This is a genomic window from Rhizobium sp. P2_G2 (genome assembly GCF_056403555.1).
On record NZ_JBFUFF010000139.1, the window covers coordinates 1 to 13,800 of the forward strand.

General features: G+C 60.4%; 19 protein-coding genes. 13 read left to right on the forward strand and 6 right to left on the reverse strand.

All coding sequences use genetic code 11. The features are described 5' to 3' along the window. Window positions 1-122: 122 nt before the first annotated feature. The 3 genes from AC1D06_RS38750 to AC1D06_RS38760 form a co-directional block, all read right to left on the reverse strand. Window positions 123-806: an isochorismatase family protein gene (locus tag AC1D06_RS38750; RefSeq protein WP_477990886.1), complete on the reverse strand. Its 684-nt coding sequence runs from the start codon at window positions 804-806 to the stop codon at window positions 123-125. After that, complete coding sequence (locus tag AC1D06_RS38755; RefSeq protein ID WP_477884158.1) at window positions 806-2,107, reverse strand: M24 family metallopeptidase; 1,302 nt, start codon at window positions 2,105-2,107, stop codon at window positions 806-808. The genes AC1D06_RS38750 and AC1D06_RS38755 overlap by 1 nt, the downstream gene beginning before the upstream one ends. Window positions 2,108-2,183: 76 nt before the next feature. Next, the gene (locus tag AC1D06_RS38760; RefSeq protein WP_477990887.1) at window positions 2,184-3,146 is read right to left on the reverse strand and encodes a GlxA family transcriptional regulator; all 963 of its coding nucleotides are present in this window, start codon (window positions 3,144-3,146) and stop codon (window positions 2,184-2,186) included. 483 nt (window positions 3,147-3,629) lie between these two features. On the opposite strand from AC1D06_RS38760, the gene AC1D06_RS38765 reads away from it, so the two are divergent. Then, complete coding sequence (locus AC1D06_RS38765) at window positions 3,630-4,025, forward strand: response regulator (RefSeq protein ID WP_477990888.1); 396 nt, start codon at window positions 3,630-3,632, stop codon at window positions 4,023-4,025. Between the two features lie 101 nt (window positions 4,026-4,126). On the opposite strand, the gene AC1D06_RS38770 is transcribed toward AC1D06_RS38765, so the two are convergent. Together AC1D06_RS38770 and AC1D06_RS38775 are read right to left on the reverse strand one after the other, a co-directional pair. Then, complete coding sequence (locus AC1D06_RS38770) at window positions 4,127-4,630, reverse strand: sigma-70 family RNA polymerase sigma factor (protein ID WP_477884153.1); 504 nt, start codon at window positions 4,628-4,630, stop codon at window positions 4,127-4,129. A gap of 140 nt (window positions 4,631-4,770) precedes the next feature. Then, window positions 4,771-4,944, reverse strand: coding sequence for a hypothetical protein (locus tag AC1D06_RS38775; RefSeq protein ID WP_477884151.1), 174 nt, complete (start codon window positions 4,942-4,944; stop codon window positions 4,771-4,773). On the opposite strand from AC1D06_RS38775, the gene AC1D06_RS38780 reads away from it, so the two are divergent. Beyond that, the gene (locus AC1D06_RS38780; RefSeq protein ID WP_477884150.1) at window positions 4,943-5,194 is read left to right on the forward strand and encodes a hypothetical protein; all 252 of its coding nucleotides are present in this window, start codon (window positions 4,943-4,945) and stop codon (window positions 5,192-5,194) included. The genes AC1D06_RS38775 and AC1D06_RS38780 overlap by 2 nt on opposite strands. Here the strand turns inward: AC1D06_RS38780 and AC1D06_RS38785 are convergent. Next, window positions 5,188-6,012 carry a transglutaminase-like domain-containing protein gene (locus AC1D06_RS38785; protein ID WP_477990889.1) on the reverse strand — a complete coding sequence of 275 codons (825 nt, stop codon included), beginning with the start codon at window positions 6,010-6,012 and terminating at the stop codon, window positions 5,188-5,190. The genes AC1D06_RS38780 and AC1D06_RS38785 overlap by 7 nt on opposite strands. Before the next feature lie 324 nt (window positions 6,013-6,336). Here AC1D06_RS38785 and AC1D06_RS38790 point away from each other — a divergent pair, with 324 nt between their 5' ends. The 11 genes from AC1D06_RS38790 (at window position 6,337) to AC1D06_RS38840 (ending at window position 13,688) form a co-directional block, all read left to right on the forward strand. Further along, window positions 6,337-6,696, forward strand: a complete 360-nt coding sequence (locus AC1D06_RS38790) for a BON domain-containing protein (protein ID WP_477990890.1) — start codon at window positions 6,337-6,339, stop codon at window positions 6,694-6,696. Between the two features lies 1 nt (window position 6,697). Then, window positions 6,698-6,973 carry a hypothetical protein gene (locus AC1D06_RS38795; protein WP_477990891.1) on the forward strand — a complete coding sequence of 92 codons (276 nt, stop codon included), beginning with the start codon at window positions 6,698-6,700 and terminating at the stop codon, window positions 6,971-6,973. A 268-nt stretch (window positions 6,974-7,241) separates the two neighbouring features. Continuing rightward, window positions 7,242-7,451 (forward strand): cold-shock protein, encoded by a 210-nt coding sequence (locus AC1D06_RS38800; protein WP_477990892.1) that lies wholly within the window; start codon window positions 7,242-7,244, stop codon window positions 7,449-7,451. Window positions 7,452-7,682: 231 nt separating this feature from the next. Next, window positions 7,683-7,949, forward strand: a complete 267-nt coding sequence (locus AC1D06_RS38805; RefSeq protein WP_477990893.1) for a DUF982 domain-containing protein — start codon at window positions 7,683-7,685, stop codon at window positions 7,947-7,949. A gap of 41 nt (window positions 7,950-7,990) precedes the next feature. Beyond that, window positions 7,991-8,221: a hypothetical protein gene (locus tag AC1D06_RS38810; RefSeq protein ID WP_477990894.1), complete on the forward strand. Its 231-nt coding sequence runs from the start codon at window positions 7,991-7,993 to the stop codon at window positions 8,219-8,221. 48 nt (window positions 8,222-8,269) lie between these two features. Beyond that, window positions 8,270-8,491 (forward strand): hypothetical protein, encoded by a 222-nt coding sequence (locus AC1D06_RS38815; protein WP_477884137.1) that lies wholly within the window; start codon window positions 8,270-8,272, stop codon window positions 8,489-8,491. 124 nt (window positions 8,492-8,615) lie between these two features. Beyond that, window positions 8,616-8,810 (forward strand): hypothetical protein, encoded by a 195-nt coding sequence (locus AC1D06_RS38820; RefSeq protein WP_477884135.1) that lies wholly within the window; start codon window positions 8,616-8,618, stop codon window positions 8,808-8,810. Between the two features lie 652 nt (window positions 8,811-9,462). After that, window positions 9,463-10,599 (forward strand): extracellular solute-binding protein, encoded by a 1,137-nt coding sequence (locus AC1D06_RS38825; protein ID WP_477990895.1) that lies wholly within the window; start codon window positions 9,463-9,465, stop codon window positions 10,597-10,599. Between the two features lie 263 nt (window positions 10,600-10,862). Continuing rightward, window positions 10,863-11,966 carry an ABC transporter ATP-binding protein gene (locus AC1D06_RS38830; RefSeq protein ID WP_477990896.1) on the forward strand — a complete coding sequence of 368 codons (1,104 nt, stop codon included), beginning with the start codon at window positions 10,863-10,865 and terminating at the stop codon, window positions 11,964-11,966. After that, complete coding sequence (locus tag AC1D06_RS38835; protein ID WP_477884129.1) at window positions 11,963-12,847, forward strand: ABC transporter permease; 885 nt, start codon at window positions 11,963-11,965, stop codon at window positions 12,845-12,847. Before AC1D06_RS38830 ends, AC1D06_RS38835 begins: the two co-directional genes overlap by 4 nt. Window positions 12,848-12,854: 7 nt before the next feature. Then, window positions 12,855-13,688: an ABC transporter permease gene (locus tag AC1D06_RS38840; RefSeq protein ID WP_477990897.1), complete on the forward strand. Its 834-nt coding sequence runs from the start codon at window positions 12,855-12,857 to the stop codon at window positions 13,686-13,688. The last annotated feature ends 112 nt before the right edge of the window (window positions 13,689-13,800 follow it).

The window sequence follows — 13,800 nt, forward strand, 5'->3', positions numbered from 1 at the left end:
CCTTGTGGGGGAGATGTCCGGCAGGACAGAGGGGGGGTGCCACGAGCGATTGCCTTCCTTGTGGAGAGGGGCCTCATGCCATCTACAATTGCCTTGCTTTCGCCAGGAAAAGCAAAGAAATCTCAAAGACTATTATAAATCGCCTCGGCATCGGCGAGCGTGAAACGAAACGGCACCGGCATATCGTTCCACCAGACCTCCGCCGTGCTGCCGCGGAAAAGCGTGATCGTCCGCTCCGTATCGGCAACCGCTCCGCCATAAAGCCGGTTGGCGATGTTGAGCACGCCGGTCTGGTGCATTGCCAAAGTGCCGCTGGTGCAGGCATCCTTGACCAGCAGCACGCGAAAACCGCCGGCCATGGCGTCGCGGACCGAGGCGGCGATGCAGGCTTCGGTCCAGACGCCGACCACGACCAGCCATTCCACGCCGAGCGCCTTCAGCCGGCCCTCGAGCGAGCCTTCGTCGAAGGCGCTGGCATCGTTCTTGTGGATCACCACTTCGTCGCCATCGGGCGCGACTTCATGACAGATCGCCACCAGCGGGCTTTCCCGGCGGCTGAAGGCCGGTCCGCCGTCATCGGCCAGCGGCTCGAACGGGCGTGGCGGCCGGATGGTGAAATCGCGCACGAAAGCCGCGTGGAACACTTTCACACCATGCGCGCGGGCGGGTTTCAGCAGCTTCGCCGTATTGGCCAGCACTTTGTCGAGATTTTCGGCGATGCAGAGCGGATCGGCGCGCTGGTCTTCCTGCAAGTCGACGATCAGCAGCGCGGTCTTTGCCAGATCGAAGCTCAGCTCGGCCTTCATCAGCCATTCCCCAGAAATTCATCCTCGAAGGGAAAGCGCGAGATCAGCGCGCCGCCGGTCTCGGTGACCAGCACTTCCTCTTCCAGCTTGACGCCCTCGCGGCCGCCCTTCTCGCCGATATAGCTCTCGACGCTGACCACCATGCCCGGCACGAGATGGCCCTCGCGGCCATAAGTCTCGAAATCGATCGCATGCGCAATGAACGGCGTCTCGCCATGCATGCCGACGCCGTGCATCACGGAGGTGTAGCGCTGGTCGACGAAGCGCTCCGGGATCTTCCAGGCGCGATCGGCGATCTCGCGGAAGGTCACGCCCGGCTTTATCAGGTCGATATTGTGCTGCACCTGGTCATAGGACATGCGGTAGAGCATTTTCTGGTAGTCCGAAGGTTTTCCTGGACCACAACGGAAGGTGCGGGAAAAATCGGAATAATAGCCGTAGCAGCCGATCGTGTCAGTATCGAGCGCCACCAGTTCGCCCGGCCGCACGCGCCTGCCGCTCGCCTCGTTGAACCACGGATTGGTGCGCTGGCCGGTGGTCAAGAGCCGCGTCTCGATGAACTCGCCGCCCTGACGGATGACTTCCTGATACATGATGGCGAAGAGCTCATTCTCGCTGACGCCCGGCTTGATCGCCTCGCGCACAGCAGAAACGGCGGCCTCGGCGCCGGCCATGGAGATTTGCAGGCACTTGATCTCCTGAGGAGTCTTGACCGCGCGCACGGCAAGGATTTCGCCCTGGCAATCCTTGACCTGCAAGCCCTGTGCCTCCAGCGCCAGCGCCTGGAGATGCGTGCAGCGGTCCATGCCGATCTTCTTTGAGCCCGGCGCATGTTTCTTCATCAGGTCGGCGATTTCGAGCGCGAAGGGATCGGCCGTCGCCTCGTCCTTGCCGGAGACCGACGACCAGACGAGCTTTGACGGCCGTGCCTCGTCGATCGTCTCCAGCGCTGTGCTGACATGATAGCTCTGCGGATAGTCGAACAGCGTGATCGGCCCCTCGGCCGGAATGAAGATATAGCGCGTCGAATTCCTGAGGAAATAGCCGAACATGTTGCGCGTGCCGGTGGCATAGCGCTGGTTATAGGGGTCGAACAGGATGACGCCGCCATAGTCGGAGGCCTTCAGCCAGGCGCGCAGCTTTGCCAGCCGCTCCTGCCTGAGTCTTGGCGCGTCGACCGCCGACGGTTCGGTGTCGGAGAGCCACATGCCGTTGGACGGATCCTCGGCCATCGGATGGCGCATCCGGTCCTTGAAATCGACATCATCCACCCGGTCCGGATCGAACACCACGATCGACATTTTGCTCACCCCGCATGCTGTTTCGTTTCGTCGACTATAGATCGGCCGTCGCCAGCAATTGTGCAGCAAACCGTAATTATTGTGCCGATCCTCGGGGATCGACAACTTTGCGCATCTGCCTAGGTGTCTTGCCATAGATGGTGCGGAAGGCGCGCACGAAGGCGGAGAAGCTGGTATAGCCGCTCGCCAGCCCGATCTCGCGCACCGACATCGCCGAGTGTTCGAGCAGGTCTCGTGCACGTTGCAGCTTCAGCCGCTTGTAATATTCCGCAGGCAGCAGCCCGACCTCCGCCTTGAACGCCCGCTCCAGCCGCTCGATGGTGACGCCCAGGCGGCGGGCGACGGCGGCGATCGGCACCGAGCCTTCCTGGTCGGCCTCGAGCTGCGCCACCGCATCGAGCACGAGATCGTCGCGGATGCYGGTACGGAGCCTGAGTTGCAGCCGCTCGCGATCGGTCGAGGCGCGGATGCGGTCATGCACGAACCATTCGGCGACGTCGCGTGCCATGGCCTCGCCATGCTGTCGGCCGATCAGGTCGAGCATCATGTCGAAGGCGCCGACGCCGCCGGCCGAGGTGAAGCGCGTCCGGTCGATGACATAGATCGTCCGTTCCAGCCTGAGGTCTGGGAAAGCCTCGGCAAATGCCGGCTGGCTCTGCCAATGCAGCGTGCAGGCATAACCGTCGAGCAGGCCGGCCCGGCCGAGATAGAAGGCGCCATCTGCAACGCTGCCGATATTGCCGCCAGCGCGCAGGTTCTTGCGAATCCAGTTGAGCGGCGCCACGGCCTGCAGCCGGTCGGCATCGCCGCCGGAACAGACGACGATGTAATCGGCGAGCGGCGCATGCTGCGCGGTAAAATCCGGCGTCACGGCAATGCCGTTCGAGGCCCGGATGACGCCCTCCTCGCTGCCGACGATCGTCCATTGATACAGCGCTTCGCCGGCCAGTTTGTTGGCGGCGCGCAACGGCTCGATCACCGCGCTGAACGCCATCATCGGAAAACCGGGAAAGATCAGGATCGCAAATTTTCGGGTCACAGCGCCAGCATGCTTCAATGGGGATGAGGGAGCATGACCAAGGATTGACGCAAATTGTGCTGAAGTCGAGTATGTTCTTCGGCTCCCACCTGGGTAGCCGCATAGGGCGCTAAGCCCCTCCGGAGCAATCGTCTATGGCGCGCCCTCCTCTCCTGCCTGACATCTCCCCTCAAGGCAGGGCTGCCACATGTGGCGTATGCGATTGCCCTGCGCAAAAAAGGATGCACAAAAACAACTTTTACAGGGAACACCGGCCCATCTCTCCCGTTCGGAGGGAGCCGGCGCATCGGAGGTGGATTTATCACGCGCAAGCGAATCCGCAGCGTCGAGCAAGTGCGTTCCCGAGAGTCCCGACGAGTAACAGCTCCGCCGAATGGCGCAGTACGGCACAGGAGCAATGAAGTGCCGCCATGCGCGTAGCCTTTCACATCCCCATGACATGCAGGCTGATGTCGAACGATCGACAAAGCGGAAAGAGACGTTATGCTGACAATCAAAATCGAAAGCAGAGCACTGAGCATTCTCAAGGATTTCGATTGCTGCCGCTTATTGATCGTGGAAAACGGCTTTTTCCTCGACGATGAGACCAATGAGATGCTGTCGGGGCTGGGAGCTCGGATCGAGCGAACTGACGGGGACGCTTCGTCTCCCCGACCGTTGAACCTGTTCGATGCCGCAATCATCGATATCAGCTTGAGCGCCCCGGACACCTTCGCCTGGGCGGAACATCTGGACGAACTCGACATCCCCTACGTGTTCGCGACCAATCTGGAAAAAAACAGGGGCGACAAGGATTTTCGCCCCTTTCGCCTCTGCGCCAATAGGGAAGAGCTGCAATCCATGGCGCAGGCTCTCTTTGGCGCCGAACATTTCGATTGAACCATCTCTTCCGATGGCAGCACCGGTTTTGCAATGCGGTCGGCGCCTGGCGGCCGCCATCTCGCAACGCCGCAATTGGCTCCGTCGCGTCGATCAGCTGATCATTGGTTCAAATCGCCGAACTGCTCGACGAGGTGCCGGCGCGCTCGATTGAGCCGGCTTTTCACCGTCCCGACGGCGCAGTGAAAGCGCGTCGCCGCGTCCTCATAGCTCTGGCCGTTGATCGCCACGGCGTCCAGCACATCTCGATAGTATGAGGGCAATTCGTCATAGGCGCGGCCGACATCCTGGATGAGGATGGTCCATTCCTGCGACGCCTCGGTGATGCGGTTGTCCGCCACACATTCGGCGATACCCGGAGCCTCCCGCCTGGCGACGGCGAAGCGCGAACAGAACGTGTTGCGCATGATGGTGAAAAGCCAGGACTTGAGCTTCGTGCCCTCTTCGAAACGCCCGATGTTGCCGAGCGCCTTGACCAATGTTTCCTGTACCAGGTCGTCTGCATCATTGATGTTGCGATGAAATCGCCGCGAAAATGCGCGCAACGCCGGAATGAGCTCGACGATTTCCGAATTCAGCCTGTCTGTGCGGGAGAGATGCTGCATCGCGACCTGCCTGGCATGGACCGAGAGAAACGGACGAGCCGGACGGACGGAAACCTCCCAGCCCTGGTAGATTAATGATCGCTTTATCAACTTGTTCCCTGCTTTCTCCCGAAAAAGAACAAGCCATTGCGACTCCAGATTCATTTTTGCTCCCGTCCCCGACGGAAGCGGACCATCCAGCTATCGCGCATGGCGGGAACAAACCACCTACCTTCCAGTTTGGAGCGCGACGGCAGCGCGATGGAGATCGAAATGGTGACGTCGGCGAGAAGTGCATTGCTTGTCTTCACACTGGCATATGCGGTTCCGTGCATGGCGCATGATGCTCCGGCCGGCTGGCAATATGACCTGCAATGCTGCCAGAACCGCGATTGCCGGCCGATCTCATCCTCCTGGGTGAAGGAGGGGCCGGACGGCTACGTCATCACCATCGACAACGAGACGGTTCCTTACCGCGATGCCCGCATCAAGAACAGTCCGGACGGCATGTATCATTGGTGCACTGTCGACGGACGGGACGATGGCCGGACGATCTGCCTCTATGTGCCGCCCCGCGACTACTGACAGAGCGGCGTTTCGCCCACCTCTTCCGTCGTAACCTGAAACTGGATCAGCGTCGTCGGGCCGAAGCTGGTGGTCATGGCGACGTCAGTGGCGTCTCGGCCAGTTGCCATCAAGATCCGGCCGATGCGGGGCACATTGTGCCGTGCATCCACGGTATGCCAATGACCGCCGAGATAGACTTCGAACCAAGCACTGAAATCCATCGGATCGGGCACCGGCGGAACGCCGATATCGCCGAGATAGCCGGTGCAATACCGCGCCGGAATGTTCATGCAGCGGCAAAGCGTGATCGCCAGATGGGCGAAATCCCGACAGACCCCGGTCCGATCGACATATCCCCCGTGAGCGGTCCTGAGCGGATCGGCCTTCTGATAGTCGAATGCGATGTGGTCGTGCACGAAGTCCGAGATGGCCTGGACCCGCGTCCACCCAAGCGGCGTCGTCGAAAAGCGCTTCCAGGCGAAGTCCGCCAGCCTGTCGGTGTCGCAATAGCGGCTGCCAAGCAGGAACTGCAGCACCTCGTCGGGCAAGTCCTTGATATCGTGCTGGACGGCATCGTCAGGGACGACGTCCGGCAAGCCTGTGTCGTAGACGACGAAGTCGGTAGAGATTGTCGTCTTGCCAGGCGGCGCGACGATGCGGGTACACGAATTGCCGAAGCTATCGATATAGTTCCAGGCTTCGATCGGTCGGCTGAAACTCAGGACATGGTCCGTGAGGAGATCGACCCGGCGGCTGGGGTGAATGTCGAGCACCAAAAGCATGGGCGTCGGCTGCTGGCATTCGAAGCCCAAGGTAAATCCGGCTTGTATCTTCAACGGCAACGTCCTTCACGCGGTTCCAGCATCAACTCCTTGTGGCCACGACCGTTCCTTCAGCCCGTATCGGGGATATTAACGGTTGCCATCCCCCCGGCATAGGCGCATGCTCAGCACATCGGTAGCCGACATCACGGGCGCTGCCGTCGAGGGCGGTCAGAGTGCCCTAGCTCCAAGTCAAGGAGGACGACATGTCTTCCGATCGTTTCAAACGGTATATTTGTTGACCGATTTCGACACGCTCGACATCGTTCCGTCGGGCGTAAGCATGAACGGCACCGTCCGCCCGGCGGATTGAAATTCCAAGCAAACGAAAGCCCGACCATGACGTATAGATATAGCCCACGGCTTGCCTTCGAGGAGCCGCTTGCAGCGGACGAGACCGGGGACATCGTCTTTGCCGTCAAAAAAGCACTCGCGCAGGCAGGCGAGCTGGATAGCGCACACATCCTGGTCATGGCCAAAGGCTCCGACGTCACGCTTCAGGGCTGGGTTTCGACCTATGCCGAGATCGCACGCGCAACCGGGATTGCCGCGTGTGTCAGAGGCGTTCATGCCGTCCGCAACGAGGTTCGTATCCAGCTCGAACATTCCACCGGGGCCCACATACATATTACCGCTGCCTATGACCGACGCTCTTTTGCACGCCTTACGGGAATGGCCTACCAGATGGGGAATAGCTGAGATGATCACTCGCGACAACGAATTCTGCCTCAGCTCCAACGGCGATCGATGGCAATTGCTGCGCGATGAGGATGCGGGATCCCCCTATGTGCTGCATCTGGCCAATCGTGCTTCCGGAGGAACGGAAACACGCCACGAGATCAGCGATTTTCTCAAAATCGACATTGGCTCGCCGCAACATACCGCGCTGATGGAGTTGATCGGAACACTGGCGGAACCATCAGCAGAGGAGGCAGGCAAAGCACTTGCGCGCCTGATGCTCGGCACGCGCCACTAAGCAGACTTTCGTTGGCAAGCCAGTGATTCATCCGCTTGGAGTCCCTTGTTTTGTCGCCGGTCTTTGTCGGAAAACCGTAGGACACTTTCTGGAACCGGCTTAGTTTATTTCCCTTCGGCCTTGTTTCGGCCAAAGATAGTGGTTACATATGTGCATCGACTTTTGCTTGCGACGTTTGTTCGAGCCCAGCTCTCCAGATTTCCTCTCATGACTCGACGCAGCGGCAAATCCTTGTCGCGGCAACTTCAGCTATTGAAAGGAAATCACTATGAATGTTGGAACAGTAAAGTGGTTTAACAGCACCAAGGGCTTCGGTTTCATCCAGCCCGACGATGGCGCGACGGATGTGTTTGTCCACGTGTCGGCCGTTGAACGCGCCGGTATCCGCAGCCTGGTCGAAGGCCAGAAGGTGCAATTTGACATCGTCAAGGATAATCGGTCGGGCAAGCCGTCCGCCGACAACCTCAGAGCCATGTGATTGTTATTCGTCCAGGCTGACCACGGATGTACTGGCAGCCGAGGATGAATCGCTATGAAGGTCGGGCTTGCCCGGCCTTTTGTTTTTTCAGCGGGCCGCACGGCTCGCGGAGGTACAGCAGGCAGCGAGACTTGTTGCCACACGGCATTTAGTAAGCGACAGCGGACCCCATCCCGTGCTATCGGTAACAGTCGCAGAGCTTTCTCTCGGCGGTACCGAAAAGGACACGCCGTGAACTCTGTCACAAAAATCGGCTTCGCCATTGAATGGCAATTGCCTGTCTGGGTGCGCTCCGGCAAGGATGGTCGTGCGCTGATACCAGGCCCCGCCGCGGCACTTCGCTTCCTCCAGCAAAACGCCGAACATCAATCGGGCCGGATGCACAAGCTCGCAGTCGAGAACTGCCGCGCCGCCCTTCAGCGAAAAGGCGACATCGAATTGGCACGGGCGTATTTTGTCGCCGCGTGCGACGAACAGTGGATCATGGGAAACAGGTGATGCACGGGACCGCGCTGCATCACTGCTCGGAAGGATAGGTCATGCCCCGCGCCGAATATTACGTGTCCAAGGGCGCTTTGCGGTGGAAAATTCGATGCGGCGACGCAGAGTTCGATCACGACACGCAGCCCTCGGCGATGTCTGCCGCCATCGGAGCGGCGGCTCAGTCGGGCAGCAGAGGGTTTGAAGCCTGCGTGTTTATCGAAGGCAGCGACGGCGAATGGGAGCCTGGATGGACTTATGGCAGAGACGCGATCCCAGGTAGCGTCTGACAGGAGACGGGAGAAGGTACCCCCCTCCCTCTATGAAAAGGAAAGCATATGGCTGGAACGACCGAAGTGAATATCTTTAAAACCAGAACCGTGAAAGCGGAAGAGCAGAAGGACGCCACAAGCAAGGCAGCCACGCAAATCATCAATACCGAAATGGCCAAACGCATCGCAAAAACCAAACGATTGCGCGCGGAAAGACTGGAGCACGAGGCGACGCTGCCGCAACCGGAGCCCGCACCACCAAAGCATTCGAAGCGAAAACAATCATAGAGCATGTCTCCCGAAAGTGGCCCCCGGTTTCGGGATGAGCGCATGCACAAATCAGAGCGCGCGAGGGCGAATCCCCAGCGATCGCGACGCGCTTCGGCCCCGCCTGCCGATCTCTGAAAGAACAATGTCTGTGAAGGAAACACCCGAAATGGTCGCTCGCACCATCAGCAAGGCTCTGCCTCTGGTTACCTTATGCTGCACGATGGGCGCGCTGATTGCGGCAAACCTGTGGGGTTGGCCGGTCAGCGCCACGTTGATGGTCATCAATGGCGCAGGGCTTGTTCTTGCCATTTTCAACTGTCTCGATCCAAATGCCTAGCGACTGACCTGTGGCGCGGGATGCGTCCTCTCGCGCGACCACGGGATTTGTCGCCAATCCCAACTTCATGCTGAGCAATCATCGCGTCGCGGAGCGGGTCTGGCTGGAGAGCTGATATCCGCCCGCAGCGGATATCGTTGAAACGCGCCGCCGACTCTGACCGTCGGCGAACGACAAAAGTCCGTCCACCAAGTTGGGCCGGTTGTCTTGAGCGGCAGGCGAACGCCGCATTGCCGGATTGCAGGACCAAGGCGCTCGATGCGCCGGATTTCGGACGCATTGGTGCCTCGGCTGAATCGGGGCCCTTTCTTCAAAGTCCAAAGCGCCCCGGACCGGTTCCGGCCTTCCGCTCTGCTTAAATGACGCAGTCCAACGCGCGCAATGCTCCACGCCAGAATTGCAAAATTCGGATTCCTGAATCCCGAGCCATGCAAAAAACAAATCCATCATTGTCTTCGTTAACGACCTGTTGACAGAACAGATTATTCCAAAGATTGTGCGCGTGCGGCATGTCCCTGAGGGCTCGGAGAACAGTCCCAGGCGCTTTCGCAAAGGCTTTTTTAGAGAACCGGCGGATGCATTTCAGTCCGAAGGTTTGGCGCGCCGCAACGGGTAGCGCGCGCGGTACCATCATAACAACTGGGAGACAATCATGAGCATTTTGAATGCAACAGTAGGTCGCCGTACTCTGCTCAAGAGCACGGCAGCGGGGATTGGATTTCTGGCCGCACCGGCGCTGATTTCGCGCCAGGCCCTGGCCTCCTCGGGCGAATTGAATTTCATGGGCTGGGCCGGCTATCCGGCACTGGCGAAAGACGTATTCCCGGAATTTCTCAAGGACACCGGCATCAAGGTCAACTTCACCGAACAACCGAGCCAGGACGACATGTTCGCCCAGGCCAAGCTGTCGATGCAGACGGCCGCCATCGACGTGACCGAACCAACGGTCGACCGCATCGGCGGCTGGGCAGCCAACGGCCTGGTGCAGGGCTGGGACTTGAAGAAACTGTCGCTCGACAACTACCTGCCCGGCCTCGCCGACGGCAAGATGGGCGACATGGCCACGGTCGACGGCAAGCGCATGATCGTGCTCTCGGTCTGGGGCACCGAGGCGATCATCTATTCGAAGACCGATGACCCGACCTCCTACGGCAAGGCCAGCCTCGGCGACCTCTTCGCCGACGGCATGGATGGCAAGGTCTGCGTTCGCGCGCATTCCGCACTTGCGGCTTGCGGCCGGTGGCTCGATTCCCTCGGCAAGCTGCCGAAGCCGTGGCTCGACAGCTACAAGGACGAAGCGACAATGCGCCAGCTCTGGGACATCGCGCTCGCCGAAGCCGTCAAGAAGAAGGCCAATATCGTGCAGTTCTGGACCGGTGAAAACGACGCCCAGGCCGCCTACCGTACCAATGGTGCAGTGCTCGGCCTGAACTGGGATTCGACCGGCTACAACCTCGGCAAAGACGGTTTTGGCTATATCGCACCGAAGGAAGGCGCCTTCGCCTGGAACCAGGGCTTCGCGCTCTTGAAGAACGCCAAGAATATCGACCAGGCGCACGAATTCGCCAAATGGGTCGCCACCCCCAAGGGCTCGTCGATGTGGGCGAATGCCTTCTCGGCCAACCCGGTCGCCAAGGGCGCCATCGACCTCGCCAGCAAGGAAGTCAAGGACTTCTACAACTCGGCTCTTCCCGGCGACGCCGTCAAGAATCTCTGGTGGTGGCCGGCCCAGGAAGCCTGGTTCATCAAGCTGCGCGGGGAATATGCCGACAAGTTCAAGGCGGCCTGATCGCATGGGAACGCGCTGCCGGCGGTGATGCGGCATTAAGCCGCTCGCCGGACGGCAGGTGCGAACGGTCGTGTCCATGCKGGCGGACAATGCCCGCGTGGACGTTTCCGGCATACGGCTAAGAATGATGCCGAAGAGCATCCGGCCGAAAGGGGAAGCACCGGGATGGTGCCTTGGCGGATTTTCAGGTTCGCGAGATGCAACCCGCTTCAAGGCGGGCGCAGCACGGTGCGCGACCGATTTCAACAGATGGACGATAGCTTATGAGTGCAGGAGTAGAGCTCGACAAGGTTTGTGCGGACTTCGGCACATTCAGGGCGGTGGACAATGTCTCGGTGGACATCCAGCCCGGCGAATTCTTCTCGTTCCTTGGCCCGTCGGGCTGCGGCAAGACGACGATATTGCGGATGATCTCCGGTTTTACCCATCCGAGTGGCGGCGCCATCCGCATCGGCGGCAAGGATATGAAGGATACGCGGCCGAACCGGCGACCGACGGCGCTGATCTTCCAGAACCTGGCGCTGTTCCCGCTGATGAGCGTCTGGGAAAACATCGCCTTCGGCCTCGAAGTGCGCGGCGTCGGCAAGGCCGAGCGGCGCAGGAAGGCCGAGGACCTGCTCAGACTCGTCGACCTGCCGAACGCCGCCGACAAGTCGATCAGCCAGCTTTCCGGTGGCCAGAAGCAACGCGTGGCGATTGCCCGCGCGCTCGCCGTCGAGCCCGACGTGATGCTGCTCGACGAACCGCTCTCGGCGCTTGATCTTAAGCTCCGCCAGCACATGCGCGCCGAACTGCGCGCCATCCAGAAGCGCACCAACGTCACCTTCATCTACATCACCCATGACCAGGGCGAGGCGCTGGCCATGTCGGACCGGGTGGGCGTGATGTCGCAAGGCAAGCTGCAGCAGGTGGCGGTGCCGCAGGAAATCTACAACAAGCCGGCCAACGGCTTCGTCGCCTCCTTCGTCGGCGAGAACAATATCCTCAGCGGCAAATTGACCGACATTTCCGGCAATGCGGCGAAATACCAGACCGATCTCGGCACCTTCGACGTCATGCTCGGCCCGAAAGTGGGCGTGACGACGCCGTCGCGCTTCTATCTCCGGCCCGAACATTCGCGGCTGGCGAAAGAGCCGACGGCCGGCGCCAATTCGGTGCCGGTCGAGGTCACCGACATCGCCTTCGAAGGCAATTTCATCTCCATCCAGTCGCGCAGCCCCAACGGCCAGACGCTGGTGGTGGAAGCGCGCAACGACAGCCAGACGACCATTCCCGCGCGCGGCGACAAGCTGCATTTCATCTTCGACGCCGACAATGCCATGATCCTGGCCGACGATACGCTTGCCGCGGAAGCGAGCCCGGCATGAAAGACCTGCTCGTCCGCTATGGCGCCTTCCTGACCGCCGTCTTCTGCCTGCTGACCGGCTTCTGGCTGCTGGTCCTCGTCGTGCTGCCCAATGTCTACCTGTTCGAGGCCTCGTTCCGCCCCTATCTGCCGGTCACCGATGTCGGCGGGCCGAAGGATTTCTATAGCTTCGACAACTACCTGACCTTCTTCCAGAGTCCGATCCACATCCATGTATTCATCTGGACGATTGTCTATTCCAGTGTCGTCACCGTGATCTGCTTCCTGCTTGCCTATCCGCTGGCCTTTTACCTGTCGAAGGTGGCGACGCGGCGGATGCTGCCGATCCTGTTCCTGCTGCTGCTCATGCCGCTCTGGGTCAGCGAGATCCTCAGGTCCTTCGCCTGGTTCATCATCCTGTCGTTCAAGGGGCCGCTCAACATCATGCTGGTCCATCTCGGCATCATCGCCAAACCGATCCGCTGGATGACCGGGTTTCAGAGCGTCATCATTGGCTTGGTCTATACCTATGTGCTGTTCATGCTGTTTCCGGTCTACAACGCCATTCAATCGCTGGACACCAACCAGATCGAAGCGGCCGAGGACCTGGGATCGCCATGGTGGCGCACCCATTGGCGGGTGATCCTGCCGCATGCCAAGCCCGGCATCGCCTCAGGCGCGGTGATGGTGTTCATGCTGTCGGCCGGTTCGATCCTGGTGCCGACGCTACTCGCATCGACCACGTCACGCTGGTTCACCGAGATCATTCAGCAATGGATGTTCGAGTCGCAGGACTGGAATACCGGCTCGGCCTATGCCTTCCTGCTGCTGATCGTCTGCACGGTGTTCGTCTCCGTGGTCATGCGCATCTTCCGCGTCAAGCTGTCCGACATCGCCAAGTGAGGAGGCCATGAAAACACACCGGAAATCCGACTGGCTCTTCCGCCTCTACGCGGTGGTCTTCATCATTTACCTGCTCGTACCGCTCGTGGTCATGGGCGGAGCGGCGTTCAACGATTCCCGTTTCCCTTCCGTCTTTCCCTGGGTCGGCTTCACCGATGAGTGGTTTGTCGAACTGTGGAACGACACCAGGATGTGGAACGCCTTCGCCAACACCATCCTGGTGGCGCTGGCAGTCGTGGCAATCTCCGTGCCGATCGGCACGGCGGCCGCGGTGCTGGTCAACAACCTGACCGGAACGGCGCGCTCTATCCTATACGGCTTCATGGTGGCGCCGATCCTGACGCCGGGCGCCGTCATCGGCATTTCGACGCTGCTGTTCTGGAACAGATTCAACGTGCCTGCCGGCCTGCACCTGTCGACGCTCGGCCAGGTCTCCTATATCGCCGCCTTCGTCATGCTCCTGGTGCTGGCCCGGCTGCAGAGCTTCGACCGGGCGCTGGAGGAAGCAGCCCTCGATCTCGGCGCCAGCCACACGACGGTGCTGCGCCGCATCCTCTTGCCGCATCTCTACCCGGCGATCGGCGGGGGCGCTGCCATCGCCTTCTTCCAGTCGATCGAGAATTTCAACACGACGCTGTTCACCCGCGGCCCCTACGACACGCTGACGGTCTATGTGTTCTCCAAAGTCCGCAGCGGCATCACGCCGACGATCAACGCGCTGGCGCTGATCCTGATCACCGTGACGCTGATCATCGCCATCGCCTACGAGATCTATCGCCGCAGCGCCGAGCGCAAAGCATGGCGAGCTGAGGCGGCAGCCGCGGCGGCTGAGGGGCATTAAAGCGAGCACCGACCAGCGATGCTGACGGGTGAACGGGCTGACAGATCAAGCAACGTTGTCAATTTTCCGGGTAAAATCCCGCCCCACCTGCGAAAATCAGTAAATTTCGGCG

Excerpts from the sequence above, each read along its gene's own strand:
- AC1D06_RS38750 (WP_477990886.1), bottom strand. The coding sequence starts at position 806 with ATGAAGGCCGAGCTGAGCTTCGATCTGGCAAAGACCGCGCTGCTGATC.
- AC1D06_RS38755 (WP_477884158.1), bottom strand. The coding sequence starts at position 2,107 with ATGTCGATCGTGGTGTTCGATCCGGACCGGGTGGATGATGTCGATTTC.
- AC1D06_RS38765 (WP_477990888.1), top strand. The coding sequence starts at position 3,630 with ATGCTGACAATCAAAATCGAAAGCAGAGCACTGAGCATTCTCAAGGAT.
- AC1D06_RS38770 (WP_477884153.1), bottom strand. The coding sequence starts at position 4,630 with ATGCAGCATCTCTCCCGCACAGACAGGCTGAATTCGGAAATCGTCGAG.
- AC1D06_RS38780 (WP_477884150.1), top strand. The coding sequence starts at position 4,943 with ATGGCGCATGATGCTCCGGCCGGCTGGCAATATGACCTGCAATGCTGC.
- AC1D06_RS38775 (WP_477884151.1), bottom strand. The coding sequence starts at position 4,944 with ATGCACGGAACCGCATATGCCAGTGTGAAGACAAGCAATGCACTTCTC.
- AC1D06_RS38790 (WP_477990890.1), top strand. The coding sequence starts at position 6,337 with ATGACGTATAGATATAGCCCACGGCTTGCCTTCGAGGAGCCGCTTGCA.
- AC1D06_RS38795 (WP_477990891.1), top strand. The coding sequence starts at position 6,698 with ATGATCACTCGCGACAACGAATTCTGCCTCAGCTCCAACGGCGATCGA.
- AC1D06_RS38800 (WP_477990892.1), top strand. The coding sequence starts at position 7,242 with ATGAATGTTGGAACAGTAAAGTGGTTTAACAGCACCAAGGGCTTCGGT.
- AC1D06_RS38810 (WP_477990894.1), top strand. The coding sequence starts at position 7,991 with ATGCCCCGCGCCGAATATTACGTGTCCAAGGGCGCTTTGCGGTGGAAA.
- AC1D06_RS38815 (WP_477884137.1), top strand. The coding sequence starts at position 8,270 with ATGGCTGGAACGACCGAAGTGAATATCTTTAAAACCAGAACCGTGAAA.
- AC1D06_RS38820 (WP_477884135.1), top strand. The coding sequence starts at position 8,616 with ATGTCTGTGAAGGAAACACCCGAAATGGTCGCTCGCACCATCAGCAAG.
- AC1D06_RS38825 (WP_477990895.1), top strand. The coding sequence starts at position 9,463 with ATGAGCATTTTGAATGCAACAGTAGGTCGCCGTACTCTGCTCAAGAGC.
- AC1D06_RS38830 (WP_477990896.1), top strand. The coding sequence starts at position 10,863 with ATGAGTGCAGGAGTAGAGCTCGACAAGGTTTGTGCGGACTTCGGCACA.
- AC1D06_RS38835 (WP_477884129.1), top strand. The coding sequence starts at position 11,963 with ATGAAAGACCTGCTCGTCCGCTATGGCGCCTTCCTGACCGCCGTCTTC.
- AC1D06_RS38840 (WP_477990897.1), top strand. The coding sequence starts at position 12,855 with ATGAAAACACACCGGAAATCCGACTGGCTCTTCCGCCTCTACGCGGTG.